Raw genomic sequence first — 16,043 nt, 5'->3', positions numbered from 1 at the left:
AATGAATACAATAAATAAAACAAAGACAGTCTCTCCATATTTTGCATTTATTTTATTGCATTCTCTCCAGATTGGTATAGGAATTCTCGGATATCAACGTGTAATTTTAAAAAACGCTGGTTATGATGCCTGGATTTCTCTTATTATTGCGGGAATTGCAACTCATATTGTGCTGTTTTGTATGTTAAAAATGCTTGAAAAAGACGGAGATTTAATTAGTATTCATACAACAACCTTTGGAAAGTGGTTTGGCTCTATATTTTCTGTAATTTTCACTCTTTATTGCTTATTATTTTGCCTTACTGTTCTTCGTACATATATGGAAGTGATACAAGTTTGGATTTTCCCTACCATTAAGTTATGGAAACTTACGCTTATGTTTTTGTTAGTCACTTACTACATTATAAAAGGTGGCTTCCGTTCTGTGACAGGGATATGTTTTTGGGGTATTGTTCTTCCTATTTTCGTTGTATTCTTTTTAATCTATCCAATGAAATATGCTCATTTCCGTAATATTTTACCTATTTTTACACATTCACCTTTTGACATGCTTATATCTGCAAAACACTCTGCATTGGAATTTCTAGGGTTTGAAACAATTCTTATCTTTTATCCCTTTATTGAAAAAGGAAAATCTTTAAAAAGATGGGCCCATGCTGGAATTGCTTTTAGCACCTTAATTTATGTAGTTTTAGCTATCGTATCTTTTATGTATTACAGCGAGGGACAATTAAACCGTACTATTTGGCCTACTTTAACGATGTTAAAAATAATTAAAGTTCCTTTTATTCAGCGCTTTGAATATATTATTATTTTCGTTTGGTTTTTAATTATTTTACCAAACCTTTGCTTAACCATTTGGTCATCATGTCAAACGATGAAGCGTTCCTTTCATATTTCATTTAAATTTACATTACCGTTTTTTATTTTCATCATATTTTCAGCTTCTCTACTTTTCACAAACCGTGAAAGTATCAACACATTAAATACCGTACTATCTCAAGCAGGTTTATATATTGTATACGCTTATATCCCACTTTTATTTCTATTCCATTCGCTAAGATGGCGCTTCAAAAATCAGTCGAAAAAATCTTCAACCGATACACCGTAATCTCTGATACAATTTGATTAATACATTTGTAAAGGGGACAAGCGAATGAAAAAGTATGTATTTTCTTTACTTGCAGTACTAAGCTTAATTCTTGCTGGATGCGGAAGTACTGGTACAAATGACCAAAAATCTTCTGAATCAAAAAAAGAAGAACATGACCACGCATCGCACACTCAGCAAGCTGACATTCAAGAGAAAACAAAAGGAGTCGACACACTTCCGACCTTCCTAGATAAGCTTGATCCACAAATGAAAGATATCTACACCGTCGCTGGACAAAATGCAGAGCTATTAGATTGGATTCCATGCTATTGTGGTTGCGGTGAAAGTGTAGGACATAAAAATAATAAAAACTGCTTTATTCGTGAAATTAAAAAGAATGGTGAAGTTGTTTGGGACTCCCATGCAACGACTTGCGTCAATTGCCTAGAAATCGCAGTTGAATCTGCTTCCATGAAACAAAAAGGAAAATCAACGCTTGAAATTCGTAACTATATCGATAATAAATACAAAGAAGGCTATGGCAAACCAACACCTACGCCAATGCCAAAAGCTTAAAGAACGAGGAAACTCCTCGTTTTTTCTTTTCATTCACTTTTTTTCTTAACAAATTCTTTCAAGTGTATTTCTCCTTACTTATCACACACTATATATAACTCTCGGTAAGGAGGGTACACAGTGCAAACATATAACGACTATGATAAAGCTCTCTATTACACGTATTGCTGTAACTGGGATAAATTACTCGTTCTCATGGTTCAAACGAACGATCAATTATTTTCTAAGCGTATTGAGCATTTTTTACACGCTTATCAATACAGTAAAGAACTACCAGAAGTTGATAAACAATTACAGCTCCTATTTCAATATATTGACCACGCATCCCAAAAGTCGCATGTAGAAGAAGTAGAACAAATTCAAATGTAAACTATAGCGCTATTCTCTTCCGGAGAATGGCGCTTTTTTAAAATATTTATATCAATAAAAGTTTCTCCTTATAAAACTTTTATTGATATAAATATTTTTTCTTTCTTTTCCATACCACTTCATACTATAATTTAGTATGTAACTATTATAAGAGAGGTATAAAATATGGGACGAGAAAAAAAGCAAGAATATGCTTTACTTACCGCATGGGGAGCTTCTTTTATCGCTACACTAGGAAGTCTGTACTTTTCCGAAATCATGAAATTTGAGCCTTGTGTTCTTTGTTGGTATCAACGTATTTTTATGTATCCATTCGTTTTATGGCTCGGTATCGCTGTGGCAAAGAAAGACTATCGCATCGCAAATTATTCTTTACCAATCGCAACTATTGGTGCTTGTATTTCTTTATATCACTATGCAATTCAAAAAGTCGCAGCATTTTCAGCTGCTGGGGCAGCTTGTGGACGTGTACCATGTACGGGAGAATACATAAACTGGTTCGGCTTTGTGACAATCCCGTTTTTAGCACTTATCGGCTTTATTACAATCGCTGTTTGTAGCTTTATTGTCATCAAAAACAAATAAGGAGATGAAAGAATGAAAAAAATGCTCATATTTGGTGGTATTATTATCGCCTTGTTTGCGGCAATTTTCGCTGTAACACAAATGGAAGAAAAAACTACTACCAGCCAAAAAATGGAAGGAGGAAGTGCTACTGGTAGTCAAACAGATGGTCCTGACTACTACACAAATAAAATCTCTCTTTCAGATCTTCAAAAGAATTTAAAAGAGAAAAAAGAAGAAACAGTATACTTTTATCAAACATCTTGCGTTCATTGCCAAAAATTATCTCCTGTCGTAGTGCCAATGGCTAAAGACTTGAACGTTGATATGAAAGTTATGGATATTGAAAAATTAGATGCTCCTTGGGATGAATATAAAATTCAAGGTACACCAACAATCATTCATTTTAAAGATGGCAAAGAAGTGAGCCGTATTAGTGGTGAACAGCCGAAAGACAAATTAAAAGAATGGCTTGAGCAAACGAAAAAGTAACGAGAAAAGGAAACTCCTTCTACACATGAAATGGGCGTAAAATCCCACACTAATGTATAAGGAGGGGGTTTTATGCCAGAAGTAAGATGTTCTGTTTCCAACTGTTCTTTTTGGGGACAAGGTAACTTTTGTCAAGCAAGTGCGATCATCGTTCAGCCTGATGCAGATGAAACTGGTCAAACTGAAAATGATTCATATACAGCTGCTGTTTTAACAAACGAGACGCTAGAAAGTTCTGTAGCAACGAGTGTAGAGACTTGTTGTCATACATTTAAGCCTAAATATTAAACATAAAAAGCATACGATTCATCGTATGCTTTTTTACATCCCTCTCCAAAAATCATGCATAATAAAAAAGTACAAAATAATGAGAACGGCCGTCCCGCATAGGGTAATGCGCCGATATATACTCTTCTCTCCTTCCCTCGCTTTCACAAACGCCCAAATAAATCCGAAGAACAATATTAAATCAACATATGGAACATAAAAAGAAAAGACGAGAAACGCATATAAATACACGATAAATAAACAGGTCGTTACTAAGAAAACTTTAAACGCAAATTCACTTTTCATAATATAACCGCCCCCTATCTGTACTGTATTATATTCAGCAAAATACAATAGTTGCAGTTAAACTCCAAGTATAAATAAGCTACCGTCTATAATACGGTAGCCATTACGGAACATTGTATTTCCGTTTATATATATTACTTAAAATTGAAGAAGGAATTTGCTCGTAACGAACTTTCTCTCCTGTTTCATCTATAATATACGAATTGTTTCCTATATAATATATTCCATCTTTTCGTTCTGAGTACACCGGATATCTTTCATTTGGCAATACAGTTTTTACTTTCGTTAACTGTCCATTTGGTTCTTGCCAATATATATCCGCGCGGTCTACTAACGTAAGTACTCCAATTTGTTCTTTTTCTATTTTTCGACCATTCCAGCTCACAACGCGATAACCAAGCTTATTCGCTTCATATTCGGGGCTCGTATGAAAACGAGAAATGATTACTTTTGTTTGTAATTGTACTCGGTCATATAACCATTGTATATCCCTGTCATGCATGCGAATACAGCCATTTGATTCCCTACTTCCAATCGTCCATTCCCGGTTCGTCCCGTGAATCGCATATTCATTCTTATCTAGTCCAAGCCACCTCGTACCGAGAGGGTTATTCGGTGCACCCCCAGGTATTTTTTTTCGATGGTATTCTTTATTTTTAAATTTAGTTATAATACAAAAATTACCTTCAGGCGTAGGTGTACGATCTCTTCCAGTCGTTACTAGAAATGTTTTTGTATAATTTCCATTCTCAAAAAAAGACAACTGATTTGTCGTAAGATTCACTAATATTAAATGATCTGTATTAGCAAAAGCACTAACTGGTAGGATGAAAAATAATAGTATGACGAAACATAACTTTTTCAGCTATATCCCCCCTAGCGCTCACTATAATAAGTGGAATTAACATTACTTTGCTCTTATAAATGAAAACTATCCATTTACAATAACGCCCCCATTTACATGTATCATTTGTCCAGTAACATAAGATGAATCGCCAGACGCTAAGTATACGTATGCCGGCGCTAATTCATATGGTTGACCAGGTCTTTGCATAGGGACATTGCTCCCAAACTGAGAGACTTTCTTCTCATCAAAGCTCGATGGAATAAGTGGTGTCCAAATCGGTCCTGGTGCAACACCATTTACACGAATCCCTTTTTGCACTAACGATTGTGAAAGTGATCTTGTAAAAGCTACGATTGCTCCTTTCGTTGCGGAATAATCAATTAAAGTTTCATTTCCTTCGTATGCAACGATAGACGCGGTATTTATAATGACATCCCCTTGCTTTAAATGAGAAAGTGCGGCTTTCGCAACGTGAAAATAAGAAAAAATATTAATACGAAAAGTCTTTTCTAGCTGTTCTGCTGTAATATACTCTAGTCCTTGCTGCGGATATTGCTGCGCGACATTATTTACTAAAACCTGTAAACTACCTAGCTGCTGGACGGTCTCTTGAACAACATCTTTACAATGCTGTTCATCACTTAAATCACCCGGCAACAATACACACTTTACACCTTCTTTCTCAACATATTGCTTCGTCTCATTAGCATCTTCTTCCTCATCTAAATAAGCAATCGCAACATTTGCTCCCTCTTTTGCAAAAGCGATGGAAACTGCGCGTCCAATTCCGCTATCTCCTCCCGTAATTAACACATTCTTTCCTTTTAACTTTTCACTTCCTTTATAATTTGGATCTTCAAACTGCGGAAGTGGATTCATTAATGATTCAATCCCCGGCTGTTTATTTTGATGTTGCGCTGGCATTGTTACAAAGTTTTTTTGCTGTGGCATAGCTACTTTCAACTCCTTTTTCTTAGCATGTGCACAATAAAAAGCTGAAATTCACACATTGGTTTACGATTAATATTCGAATTTAAGACACAAAATATGAATTGTTATAAACTTTTTATGCAAAACTATTGCAAAATAGTTAAAAAACGAATATTATATATAACTGTTGTGAAAATTATTCGTAAACAGAAAGGATGTTTATATGTTTAACCTTTCAAAACATAAAACTTCTATTAAAACTGAAATTATGGCAGGTATTATTACCTTCTTAACAATGGCATATATCATTGTCGTAAACCCTGTTATCCTTGGAGATGCAGGTGTTCCATTTGAACAAGCATTTACAGCAACAATTATTGCTGCTGTTGTCGGAACATTATTTATGGCAATCTTTACAAACTTACCAATCGCAATCGCGCCAGGTATGGGATTAAATGCTTACTTCTCTTACTCTGTTGTAAAAGCACATGAAGGCATGACTTTCGCAATTGCATTCTCTGCTGTATTCGTAGCAGGTATGATTTTAATTTTGCTATCATTTACATCTTTCCGTACAAAATTAATGGAAGCAATTCCTGAAAACTTAAAACATGCAATTACTGCTGGTATCGGTCTTTTCATCGCCTTTATCGGTTTACGTTTAACAGGTATCGTTACAAAAAATGATGCAAACTTAGTTGGACTTGGTGATCTTCACTCTGCTCCAGTTCTACTAGCACTAGCTGGACTTGGAATTACTATTGTTCTTATGTCTTTAAATGTAAATGGCGCACTATTTATCGGTATGCTATTAACTGGTATTATCGCTTTCTTCACAGGACAGTTAACATTCTCAAACGGTGTTACATCAATGCCTGGATTACCAGAAGGAATTATCGTTTCAAATCCAATTACTGCTGTATCTGACGTAATTAACTACGGATTATATGGCGTTGTATTCTCATTCTTCCTTGTTACACTATTCGATACAACAGGTACATTACTTGGCGTTGCACAACAAGGTGGATTTATGAAAGACGGAAAGCTTCCAAAAGCAGGACGAGCTCTTCTATCTGACTCATTCTCAGCAACTATTGGTTCTATGTTCGGAACAACACCATCAACAGCTTACATTGAATCATCTGCTGGTGTTGCAGCTGGTGGTCGTACTGGTTTAACAACTGTTACAGTAGCTGTTCTATTCGCACTAACAGCATTCTTCGGCCCATTAGTAAGTGCTGTTTCTGGTGTATCAGCTATTACTGCACCATCATTAATTATCGTTGGTAGTCTTATGATGGGTTCAGTTCGCCACATCGATTGGGACGCATTTGATGAAGCATTCCCAGCATTTTTAGTAATCTTAAGCATGCCACTTACATCAAGTATCGCAACAGGTATCGCACTTGGATTTATTTCATACCCACTTATGAAAGTAGCAAAAGGTAAATTCCGTGCTGTTCACCCACTTGTGTATGTATTCGGCATCTTGTTCGCTTATCAATTGATTTTCTTACCACATTAAAAAAGTAGAGCATCGAAATCCGATGCTCTACTTTTCTTTTATAACAATCATTCAAACTATAAAGGCACCTCCAAAATATGAAGGAGCTTATAACCTTTTAATACTTCTCTTCTACCTGTAATTCTTTACTATACTTTTGAATGAACACTGATGAAATAACCATTACTATGCCCACACTAAAACCAATAAGTTGATCTAATAATATTTCATCATGAATAAACCAGCGAAGTAAAAATACACCACCAAAAATAAGCATCATGATAAATCCAGTATGTCCAAGTCCTTTATATACATTTTCCATATGTATCACCTCTCTACATACTTTCATCCATATTATACCATAACCTAAAAGCGTGTATAACCAACATTCGGTATTGAAACCAATAATAAAAAAGACTGCAGAGAACTCCATCTCCACAGCCTAATTATTATTTTTGCAAAAACGCCTGCAAATCTGCAAATTGTCTCTTTGCATCTTCATAGCCTTGCTCGTATAAATTTTGTAGTTTTGCTGTATCTTTTTCCATACGCTCTACTTGAAGCGGCACTTCTGGGCGAATAACAAATAAATTACCAGCTTGCTCTTCTTTTTCAATATAGTGAAGTGTTTCATTATACACTTCATAACGATTCAACATCGTGTTAACAAGATTCGGATATTTTTTATAAGCTTTTCCTGCAATCCATCCGAATTTTGATTTCTTCTTCGCGTAACCATGATTTCTCGTTAAAATAACGACTGATTTTTTAAATCCATCTTCCTGTGCTTTACGAACTGGAATTGGATCAGAAATCCCGCCATCTAATAACTGCTTACCACGATAATTTACTACTGGTGCAATGAAAGGCAATGAACTAGATGCTTGTAATAAATTTAGTGCATCATCATTCGTTCCTTCTTTCTCAAAATAAACAGATTGTCCTGTTTCACAATCCGTCGTTCCTACAAGGAAACGTTCTGGGCTATTAAAGTATGTTTCAAAATCAAACGGAACATGCTTTTCTGGAATTTCATGAAAAATGAAATCCATATCAAATAGCTGACGTTTTCTCCATAAGTTTTTATACGACAAATATTTCGGATGTGATGCATAATCAATATTGACCGTTTTATTTCTATTTCTTTGTCTGGAAAGATACGACGCTGCATGACAAGCACCAGCTGATACACCGATTACATATGGAAAATATAAATCTTGTTCCATAAAGTATTCTAATATCCCACCCGTATATACACCACGCATACCGCCGCCTTCTAATACTAACCCCGTATTTTCAAGCATGTTACTCTCTCCTCTATATATATTGACTCTTTAATTATTCACCATGTTAAGTATCTTTTTCTATTATATATGAGTTCTTTCAGAAATTATATTTAAAAGACTTGAGAAAAAGGAGTTTTTTCTTCCAATTATATTTCCAAATGATCGGAGACATCCTTTATAAACCTTTGAATAAAGTCTTGCTCTTCTTTCCTATATCCATCTAAAAGTAACAACCACTTTTCTTCAGCTTGCTTATGCAATTTTTCATGAGCTTTATATATTTCATTTCCGCTTTCCGTTAAGCGAAAGAAGATTTCTTTTTGATTATCTAACATTTGCATCTTCTCAACGAATTGCTTTTGAAACAACTTCGTACAAATTTTAGAGATTGCTCCCTTCGTCATGCCCATTTCTGTCGTAATTGCCGTTACATTCATCAAACCATTTTTTCCGATACATTCGATTACATGTAACTCAGATAAAGACATACTACTTACACCTGTCTCACGAAGAAACTTCTCGTTTTGTCGTTTTAAATGTTCTTCTTTTTTATGCAAAAGTGTACGAATGTCCGACAGTATTTCCATTTGCTTCGTTGTATGCTTCAATCCGTTCGCCTCCTAAGTTTCCAAAGAAACAATTTAACTATATACCATTTTAAAATTTTTTTTTCATCTTTACAAGGGAGAAAATCATGTTAAAATAAACTTAGTTTCCAAGGAAACTAAAATAAAAGGAGGTTAACAAGATGAAAAAATCTAAACTAACTTTCATTTTATATGTTGTCTGTATTAGTGCCTTACTCGGTTCCTTCGCTCAAAATATTTACACACCTATCTTACCGATGATTCAAAATTCTTTTCACACTTCTCTTTATCTTGTAAATGTAACAGTTTCACTTTTCACATTCGTTCTTGCAATTATGCAGCTCGTATATGGACCTTTAATTGATACAAAAGGGAGAAAATCTGTCCTTATCCCTAGTTTAGTCATTAGTACAATTGGTTCAATCGGATGTGCTTTTTCGGCAAACATTTATTTATTTCTCTTTTTTAGAGCTGTTCAAGCTATAGGAATAGCGGCTATACCTGTAGTTTCAGCAACGATTATCGGCGATTTATTTGAAGGAAAAGAACGCGGAGAAGCGATGAGCCTATACCAAATGTTACTTGCCCTCGCACCTGCAATGGCTCCTCTCATAGGTGGATTTCTTGGCAGTATAAATGGTCACTTATCTGTATTTCTCTTTTTATCTACACTTGGCATTATCTTATTAATTATAAACATTTCACTACTTCCAGAAACAAAGCCGAATGTAATTAAGCAGTCTAAAGCACAAAAGAATTACTCTCTTATCTTAAAAAATAAAACTGGATTTTCTATTACTCTTATTGGCTTCATTCAATTTTGTATTTACTTTTGCTTTCTCGTTTTTTTACCGAGCATTTTAGCAAATTCATTTCATCAAGCTGCAAATGAAATTGGTCTTATGTTTGTACCAATGTCTCTTTCTATCATGCTAGGAAGTTTTTGCTACAAGTTTTTGCAAAAACGCCTCACAACAAAGCAAACTTTATTTATTACGAGTTTCTTCAATATTATATGTGTCGTTTTATTCTCTTTCACATATAGCATCAATATCCCATTCATCATTATCGTTACATCTTTGTACGGTTTTAGTATGGGACTTTCTATGCCAACTCACACTACTTTATTAACAGAAGAATTCGTGCAAGAACGTGCAACAGCTATCGGTATGTACAACTTCATCCGCTATCTTGGTATGGGCACAGGGCCACTTATAGGTGGATTTCTTTTATTTAACCAAAATTACTTTTGGATTTTCTTCCTAGGCGCAATTATGTTTTTACTTGTAATCTTATATGCAATGAAAATGCTAAGTTTTCATTCTGTACAAAAAGCAAAATAGAGCCCCAAAAAGGTCGGCTCTATTTATCCTCTTTGATCCGCAACAATATGAATATCAATATACTTTGTTTGTCTCATAATTTCATTTACAATAGAGCCTTTTCGTATTTCTTCCCACCTTGTTCTAGCCGATTGTCCAAGTAAAATTTGCGTCACCTGTAATCTTTTTGCCACTTCAATAATAACATCTGCTGGCTTTCTTCCCTTTGCTTCTTCTAATACAAAACTTGCATCAAATTGATTCGTGAGCGTCTTCCACTCTTCAATTGTTTGTTTTTTACCAGCTGAAAGAGAGTCTATATTTTCTCTTTCAACATTTAATACATACAATTCAGCATTTAACCGATCAGCCATGCGCCATCCCCGTCTTATTAATTTCTCCGCTGTTGAACTGTATTGTACACAAACGAGAATTTTTTCTTTCACTCCGATTGGTTCTATCACTGTTTGACTAATCTTTTCGTCCATATCGTCAGCGACTTCACGAAGCGATAATTCCCTGAGTGCTCCTAAATTATTAAGCGTAAAGAAATTTTGTAAGCTTTGCTGAATTTTTTCTTCTTTATATATCTTTCCGTCTATTAACCTCTTCCGAAGTACTTCCGGTGTTGCATCAACGAGCTGAATTTCATTTGCTTTTTGTAAAATAAAATCTGGAATTCGTTCTCTTACTTTTACATTCGTAATTTGAGCTACAATATCATGAACACTTTCTAAATGTTGAATATTAAAAGCTGATAATACCGATATACCAGCCTCTAACAATTCCTGCACATCCATATAACGTTTCTTATATTTAGAACCAGGAACATTACTATGCGCAAGTTCATCCACTACGACTACTTGAGGCGCGCGTTTTTTTATTCCTTCCACATCAAGCTCATAAAATACCTTTCCTTTATACTGTATTTCTTTCAAAGGAACTTTTTCTAAATCAGCAATTGCTTCTTCCGTCTCTTTTCTTCCATGCGTTTCAATTAAACCAATTACAATATCAATTCCATCTTTTTTCATTTCCCTTGCATCAAAGAGCATTTTATAACTTTTTCCTACGCCTGGAGCTGCTCCTACATATAACTTTAACTTTCCCCGATTTTGTTGCCGAATATATTCTAAATATTCCTCTGGCGTTCGCCTTTGAAACTTCGGTTCATAATCATCCGCATACAAAATAAACACTACCTTTCATTCGAAACAACGCTACCTCAATCCGTTAGATTGAGGTAGCACTGTTACTATTTCATTAATTTTTGTAATGCTAAATTTAGCTTTAAGACATTCACTCGATTTTCTCCAAATAAGCCAAGTGCCGCACCTTCCGTTTGATCTTTAATCAATTGATCTAGCGTTTCTTTCGGAATATTTGTTAATTTCGAGATGCGATTTACCTGCACAGAAGCTGCCTTCGGACTAATGTCAGGATCAAGCCCTGAACCTGAATTTGTCACTAAATCAATCGGTACTTCTGTAACTGGAACGCTCGGATTTTGTTTCTTCCACTCTTCAATACTTTTCTCTACTCGTTTCTCTAAATCTGGATTAGATGGTGCATAGTTATTTGAACCAGATGCTTCTGCCTTATATTCAATACTAGAAACACGCCCTTGAAAATAACGTGGATCCGTGAAGTTTTGCCCGATTAATTTAGAACCAATCACTTCATTTTTATCATTATATATTAGACTTCCATCCGCATTATCCTTCATCACTGCTTGTGCAATACCAGTAACAATAAGTGGGTATACAAGTCCACACAACACTAGAAATGTAAAAGTAATACGGATAATTGGTGATAGTATACTTTGTTTCTTTTCCATCTTTTTCCCCTCTTCCTTATATGAACAAGCCGACAATTATATCAATTACTTTAATTCCAATGAACGGAACGATAACTCCGCCAAGCCCATAAATAAGTAAGTTTCGGCTAAGCAATGCATTAGAACTCATCGGTTTATATGCAATACCTTTCATCGCTAACGGAATGAGTAATGGAATAATAACAGCGTTAAATATTAATGCTGATAAAATCGCTGACAGTGGTGATGTTAATTTCATAATGTTCAATGCTTCCATTTGCGGAATCGCAAGTGTAAACATCGCTGGAATAATCGCAAAATATTTCGCTATATCATTCGCAATACTAAACGTCGTTAACGCACCTCGGGTCATTAACAATTGCTTACCAATTCCTACAACCTCAATAATTTTCGTCGGATTCGAGTCTAAATCAATCATGTTCGCCGCTTCTTTCGCTGCTGTCGTACCACTATTCATCGCTAATCCAACGTCAGCCTGTGCTAATGCCGGAGCATCATTTGTACCATCACCTGTCATCGCTACAAGTTTCCCTTTATCTTGCTCTGCTTTAATAACCGCAATTTTATCTTCCGGTTTACACTCGGCAACGAATTCATCTACTCCAGCTTCTTTTGCAATGGTTGCTGCTGTTAACGGATTATCACCTGTACACATAACCGTTTTAATCCCCATTTGGCGTAACTGTTCAAAACGCTCACGCATACCCGGTTTTACTGTATCCTTTAAATAAATTAAACCGTAAATACGATTATCTACTGCAACTACAAGTGGTGTTCCGCCCTCTTTTGAAATTAAGTCTGCTTTTTGATTTACATCTTTCGGAATTGTTCCGCCTTGTGACTCAACCCATTCAATAACGGCACCTACAGCACCTTTTCTCACTTTCGTTCCGTCTTGTAAATCAACACCACTCATTCTCGTTTCTGCTTTAAACGGAACAAACTCACCTTGTTCTGCAAGTTCTCTATTATATGATATAGATTTTCCCTGCACATACTCGATAACAGATCGACCTTCTGGTGTTTCATCTAAAACAGAACTAATAGCGGCCCACTTTCCAACTTGCTCAATCGTTTCATTTCCTACAGGTAATAATGTATGAGCCATTCGGTTCCCAAAAGTAATTGTACCTGTTTTATCTAAAATAATTGTATTAATATCGCCCGCAGCTTCTACTGCTTTCCCTGACATCGCTAGCACGTTAAATTTTGTCACCCGATCCATCCCCGCAATACCAATCGCTGATAGCAAACCACCAATTGTCGTTGGAATTAAACATACTAACAATGCTACGAGTACAGCTGTATCAATTTGAAAACCTAAATAATTTGTAAAAATCGGCAACGTCACAACGACGATCAAGAAGATAAGAGTTAAGCTCGTTAATACTGTATTTAAAGCAATCTCATTCGGCGTTTTTTGACGAGCAGCTCCTTCTACTAAAGAAATCATTTTGTCGATAAATGATTCACCAGGATTACTCGTAATAACAATTGTAATTTCATCACTTACGACCATCGTTCCACCTGTTACGGAACAAAAATCACCACCCGCTTCTTTTATTACAGGAGCTGATTCTCCTGTAATTGCAGATTCATCTACAGACGCTAATCCTTTGATTACTTCACCATCATTCGGAATCATTTCTCCTTGTTTTACGATAACAACATCACCTTTTCTAAGATCAGTTGCTGAAACTTGGACAATGTCTCCATTTTCTTTTACAACATTTGCAAACACATCTTTCTTCGACTGCTTTAAAGAATCGGCTTGCGCTTTACCACGACCCTCTGCTAATGCTTCTGCAAAATTCGCAAATAAAACTGTAAATAATAGAATAAGAGAAACTGTTATATTAAACCATCCTGGTATACTACTAGAACTGCTTGGAAGAAAAGATAAAATGAACGTAATGATAAACCCAATTTCCACAACGAACATAATCGGATTCTTTATCATGACTTTCGGATTCAATTTCGCAACGGATTGTTTCATCGCATGTGTTACGATATCACGATCCATCGTTTTCGCTTGTCTAACTTCATCTTCTACAGCATGTATTTGTGACTTATTTAATTGTTTTTCTTTTACTACTACCGGTCTCATCATTTACCCTCCATTACTTCAATGTAAGAAATTCTGCAATTGGTCCGAGTACTAACATCGGGAAGAATGTTAATGCACCGACAATTACAATTGTTCCGATGAAGATACCACCAAATAAACTATTATCTGTGCGGAACGTTCCGACTGTTTCTGGCACTACCGTTTTTTCTTTCAGCGAAGCTGCCACAGCTAGCATCGTAATTAAACTAAAGTAGCGTCCTAAAAACATAACTAAACCAGTCGTAATATTCCAAAACGGTGTATTATCTCCTAATCCTTCAAATCCAGATCCGTTATTCGCAGCTGACGATGTATACTCATATACAACTTGCGTTAAACCGTGGAAACCAGAATGAGAAATAGCATCCGTCCCTAAATTTGTTGAAAGAGCTAATGCCGAAAATCCTAAAATGAGCAATGGATGAAATAAAATCGTGACCGCGATTAATTTCATTTCCTTACCTTCAATCTTTTTACCTAAAAACTCTGGTGTCCGTCCAACCATTAACCCAGATATAAACACCGCGATAATTGCATACATAATAATATTTACAAAGCCTGCTCCAACGCCGCCATACACTGTATTTAACATCATATTTACAAGTGGAACTAGACCGCCAATTGGTGTTAACGTATCATGCATTGTATTAACAGCACCAGTTTCAGCAGCTGTCGTTACTGTTGCGTATAGTGAAGAAAATACTGTTCCAAATCGTACTTCTTTCCCTTCTGTACTTCCTTGTACATGTTCGATACCCATTCCATTTAATGCCGGATTCCCGTTTAGTTCAGATGTCGTAATCGTTATAAATCCTAGTAAAAACACCATAAAAAGTGACACGAAAAGGATGCGGCCTTGTTTTTTATTTCCGACCATTCGTCCGTACGTAAATGGAAGTGCTGTTGGTAATAACATCATAAGCATCATTTGCAAAATATTACTCATTTGTCCTGGATTTTCGAAAGGATGCGTAGAGTTTGCTCCGAAAAATCCACCGCCGTTATTTCCAAGTTCCTTAATGGAAACGAATGATGCAACAGGTCCACGTAAAATACTTTGCTTTGCACCTTCAATCGTTTGTGCTGTAACCGCCCCATCTAACGTTTGTGGTACACCAAGTGCGACAAAAACTAGTGCCGCAATAAATGCGATAGGAAGAAACACTCTCGTTAACGCTCTCGTAAAATCAACGAAAAAGTTACCAAGTTCTTTTCCAGCAAGTCCTCTTATAAAAGCCATAACGAGCGCTAATGTCGTTGCTGGTGCCGCAAACATTAAAAATGTAATTCCGATTAATTGTGATAAATAAGATAAACCATTTTCACCGCTATAATGCTGTAAGTTTGTATCAGCCATAAAACTAATTGCTGTATTAAAAGCGAGCGTAGGCTCCATCCCTTCAATATGCGCTGGATTTAGTGGCAGCACACCTTGTAATCTGAAAATGAAGTATACGACAACGATCATAAATCCATTTAATAAAACTAATGATAATGCGTACTGTTTCCACGTTTGATTGTATGCTTTTACACCCGTAATTTTAAAAATAAGTTTTTCAAAAGGCCCGAATACTTTATCTAACGTTTTGCTACCTTGAAAAGCTTTTTCTAAATAAATCCCCGTTGGCTTTGCTACTAAAATAAACAAGAGCATTGTAATAATGACTGCAACCCAAATCATAATGAATGATTCCCCCTAATTAAAACTTCTCTGGATTTAATAATGCATACACTAAATACACTGTAATTGCTGCGACAATAACCGATAAGACAATCATCATGATTGCTTTCCTTCTTTCACAACTTTATCTGACCAACTTGCAAGACTTGCCATCGATGCAACTAATAAAATAAAAATCCCGACCATTACAACATCTAACATAACTATCCCTCTCTTCTTTTTTGTAAAAATTTACCATCAAAATATTAAAAAAGAACACTGAGCTCTACTCAGTG

Annotated in this window: 20 protein-coding genes; 8 read left to right on the top strand and 12 right to left on the bottom strand. The window is 35.7% G+C overall.

What is annotated here, in order from left to right:
• The first annotated feature begins 1 nt into the window (after position 1).
• The 6 genes from BM089_RS26015 (at position 2) to BM089_RS25990 (ending at position 3,382) form a co-directional block, all read left to right on the top strand.
• Positions 2-1,111, top strand: coding sequence for a GerAB/ArcD/ProY family transporter (locus BM089_RS26015; RefSeq protein WP_090978457.1), 1,110 nt, complete (start codon positions 2-4; stop codon positions 1,109-1,111).
• Positions 1,112-1,156: 45 nt separating this feature from the next.
• Complete coding sequence (locus BM089_RS26010; RefSeq protein WP_000761026.1) at positions 1,157-1,669, top strand: PCYCGC domain-containing protein; 513 nt, start codon at positions 1,157-1,159, stop codon at positions 1,667-1,669.
• A gap of 120 nt (positions 1,670-1,789) precedes the next feature.
• Positions 1,790-2,038: a YhdB family protein gene (locus tag BM089_RS26005; protein WP_001195459.1), complete on the top strand. Its 249-nt coding sequence runs from the start codon at positions 1,790-1,792 to the stop codon at positions 2,036-2,038.
• Positions 2,039-2,203: 165 nt separating this feature from the next.
• A complete protein-coding gene (locus BM089_RS26000; protein WP_000532261.1) occupies positions 2,204-2,623 on the top strand; it encodes a disulfide formation protein C in 420 nt (139 codons plus the stop codon).
• A 12-nt stretch (positions 2,624-2,635) separates the two neighbouring features.
• A complete protein-coding gene (locus BM089_RS25995) occupies positions 2,636-3,094 on the top strand; it encodes a thioredoxin family protein (RefSeq protein WP_090978455.1) in 459 nt (152 codons plus the stop codon).
• Between the two features lie 72 nt (positions 3,095-3,166).
• Entirely contained in the window at positions 3,167-3,382 is a 216-nt protein-coding gene (locus tag BM089_RS25990) for a DUF1540 domain-containing protein (RefSeq protein WP_001115481.1), read from the top strand.
• Positions 3,383-3,415: 33 nt separating this feature from the next.
• Here the strand turns inward: BM089_RS25990 and BM089_RS25985 are convergent, their stop codons facing one another.
• The 3 genes from BM089_RS25985 to BM089_RS25975 form a co-directional block, all read right to left on the bottom strand.
• Positions 3,416-3,667 (bottom strand): hypothetical protein, encoded by a 252-nt coding sequence (locus tag BM089_RS25985; protein WP_090978453.1) that lies wholly within the window; start codon positions 3,665-3,667, stop codon positions 3,416-3,418.
• Between the two features lie 103 nt (positions 3,668-3,770).
• Entirely contained in the window at positions 3,771-4,532 is a 762-nt protein-coding gene (locus tag BM089_RS25980; protein WP_090978452.1) for a L,D-transpeptidase, read from the bottom strand.
• A 66-nt stretch (positions 4,533-4,598) separates the two neighbouring features.
• Positions 4,599-5,465: an SDR family oxidoreductase gene (locus BM089_RS25975; protein WP_001136286.1), complete on the bottom strand. Its 867-nt coding sequence runs from the start codon at positions 5,463-5,465 to the stop codon at positions 4,599-4,601.
• A 202-nt stretch (positions 5,466-5,667) separates the two neighbouring features.
• Here BM089_RS25975 and BM089_RS25970 point away from each other — a divergent pair, with 202 nt between their 5' ends.
• Positions 5,668-6,969, top strand: a complete 1,302-nt coding sequence (locus BM089_RS25970) for an NCS2 family permease (RefSeq protein WP_000482717.1) — start codon at positions 5,668-5,670, stop codon at positions 6,967-6,969.
• Between the two features lie 97 nt (positions 6,970-7,066).
• Here the strand turns inward: BM089_RS25970 and BM089_RS25965 are convergent, their stop codons facing one another.
• From BM089_RS25965 to BM089_RS25955, 3 genes are all read right to left on the bottom strand, one after another.
• On the bottom strand, positions 7,067-7,270 hold the full coding sequence (locus BM089_RS25965; protein WP_090978450.1) for a hypothetical protein: 204 nt from the start codon (positions 7,268-7,270) through the stop codon (positions 7,067-7,069).
• Positions 7,271-7,397: 127 nt separating this feature from the next.
• The gene (locus tag BM089_RS25960; RefSeq protein ID WP_090978448.1) at positions 7,398-8,252 is read right to left on the bottom strand and encodes a patatin-like phospholipase family protein; all 855 of its coding nucleotides are present in this window, start codon (positions 8,250-8,252) and stop codon (positions 7,398-7,400) included.
• Positions 8,253-8,380: 128 nt separating this feature from the next.
• A complete protein-coding gene (locus BM089_RS25955; protein WP_090978446.1) occupies positions 8,381-8,842 on the bottom strand; it encodes a MarR family transcriptional regulator in 462 nt (153 codons plus the stop codon).
• 140 nt (positions 8,843-8,982) lie between these two features.
• On the opposite strand from BM089_RS25955, the gene BM089_RS25950 reads away from it, so the two are divergent.
• Complete coding sequence (locus tag BM089_RS25950) at positions 8,983-10,164, top strand: MFS transporter (protein ID WP_090978444.1); 1,182 nt, start codon at positions 8,983-8,985, stop codon at positions 10,162-10,164.
• Positions 10,165-10,187: 23 nt separating this feature from the next.
• On the opposite strand, the gene kdpDN is transcribed toward BM089_RS25950, so the two are convergent.
• Genes kdpDN through BM089_RS25920 form a run of 6 tightly spaced genes read right to left on the bottom strand, consistent with a single transcriptional unit; the run spans position 10,188 to position 15,969 of the window.
• Entirely contained in the window at positions 10,188-11,342 is a 1,155-nt protein-coding gene (kdpDN, locus tag BM089_RS25945) for a KdpD-like non-kinase potassium sensor (protein ID WP_090978442.1), read from the bottom strand.
• Positions 11,343-11,398: 56 nt separating this feature from the next.
• Entirely contained in the window at positions 11,399-11,980 is a 582-nt protein-coding gene (kdpC, locus tag BM089_RS25940; protein ID WP_090978440.1) for a K(+)-transporting ATPase subunit C, read from the bottom strand.
• A gap of 16 nt (positions 11,981-11,996) precedes the next feature.
• Positions 11,997-14,087 (bottom strand): potassium-transporting ATPase subunit KdpB, encoded by a 2,091-nt coding sequence (kdpB, locus tag BM089_RS25935; protein WP_001248006.1) that lies wholly within the window; start codon positions 14,085-14,087, stop codon positions 11,997-11,999.
• A gap of 13 nt (positions 14,088-14,100) precedes the next feature.
• A complete protein-coding gene (kdpA, locus tag BM089_RS25930; protein ID WP_000638330.1) occupies positions 14,101-15,768 on the bottom strand; it encodes a potassium-transporting ATPase subunit KdpA in 1,668 nt (555 codons plus the stop codon).
• A gap of 19 nt (positions 15,769-15,787) precedes the next feature.
• On the bottom strand, positions 15,788-15,865 hold the full coding sequence (gene kdpF, locus BM089_RS25925) for a K(+)-transporting ATPase subunit F (RefSeq protein ID WP_223153441.1): 78 nt from the start codon (positions 15,863-15,865) through the stop codon (positions 15,788-15,790).
• Positions 15,865-15,969, bottom strand: a complete 105-nt coding sequence (locus tag BM089_RS25920) for a SipW-dependent-type signal peptide-containing protein (RefSeq protein ID WP_000887894.1) — start codon at positions 15,967-15,969, stop codon at positions 15,865-15,867. The genes kdpF and BM089_RS25920 overlap by 1 nt, the downstream gene beginning before the upstream one ends.
• Positions 15,970-16,043 lie beyond the last annotated feature (74 nt).

Source organism: Bacillus sp. 5mfcol3.1, assembly GCF_900114335.1.
In the GTDB taxonomy this organism is placed as follows: Bacteria; Bacillota; Bacilli; order Bacillales; family Bacillaceae_G; genus Bacillus_A; species Bacillus_A thuringiensis_S.
This window is presented reverse-complemented; position numbering and strand designations above follow the sequence as displayed.

Coding starts and splice junctions, on each gene's coding strand:
- BM089_RS26015 (WP_090978457.1), top strand. CDS start 2: ATGAATACAATAAATAAAACAAAGACAGTCTCTCCATATTTTGCATTT.
- BM089_RS26010 (WP_000761026.1), top strand. CDS start 1,157: ATGAAAAAGTATGTATTTTCTTTACTTGCAGTACTAAGCTTAATTCTT.
- BM089_RS26000 (WP_000532261.1), top strand. CDS start 2,204: ATGGGACGAGAAAAAAAGCAAGAATATGCTTTACTTACCGCATGGGGA.
- BM089_RS25995 (WP_090978455.1), top strand. CDS start 2,636: ATGAAAAAAATGCTCATATTTGGTGGTATTATTATCGCCTTGTTTGCG.
- BM089_RS25990 (WP_001115481.1), top strand. CDS start 3,167: ATGCCAGAAGTAAGATGTTCTGTTTCCAACTGTTCTTTTTGGGGACAA.
- BM089_RS25985 (WP_090978453.1), bottom strand. CDS start 3,667: ATGAAAAGTGAATTTGCGTTTAAAGTTTTCTTAGTAACGACCTGTTTA.
- BM089_RS25975 (WP_001136286.1), bottom strand. CDS start 5,465: ATGCCACAGCAAAAAAACTTTGTAACAATGCCAGCGCAACATCAAAAT.
- BM089_RS25970 (WP_000482717.1), top strand. CDS start 5,668: ATGTTTAACCTTTCAAAACATAAAACTTCTATTAAAACTGAAATTATG.
- BM089_RS25965 (WP_090978450.1), bottom strand. CDS start 7,270: ATGGAAAATGTATATAAAGGACTTGGACATACTGGATTTATCATGATG.
- BM089_RS25960 (WP_090978448.1), bottom strand. CDS start 8,252: ATGCTTGAAAATACGGGGTTAGTATTAGAAGGCGGCGGTATGCGTGGT.
- BM089_RS25950 (WP_090978444.1), top strand. CDS start 8,983: ATGAAAAAATCTAAACTAACTTTCATTTTATATGTTGTCTGTATTAGT.
- kdpC (WP_090978440.1), bottom strand. CDS start 11,980: ATGGAAAAGAAACAAAGTATACTATCACCAATTATCCGTATTACTTTT.
- kdpB (WP_001248006.1), bottom strand. CDS start 14,087: ATGAGACCGGTAGTAGTAAAAGAAAAACAATTAAATAAGTCACAAATA.
- kdpA (WP_000638330.1), bottom strand. CDS start 15,768: ATGATTTGGGTTGCAGTCATTATTACAATGCTCTTGTTTATTTTAGTA.
- kdpF (WP_223153441.1), bottom strand. CDS start 15,865: ATGATTGTCTTATCGGTTATTGTCGCAGCAATTACAGTGTATTTAGTG.
- BM089_RS25920 (WP_000887894.1), bottom strand. CDS start 15,969: ATGTTAGATGTTGTAATGGTCGGGATTTTTATTTTATTAGTTGCATCG.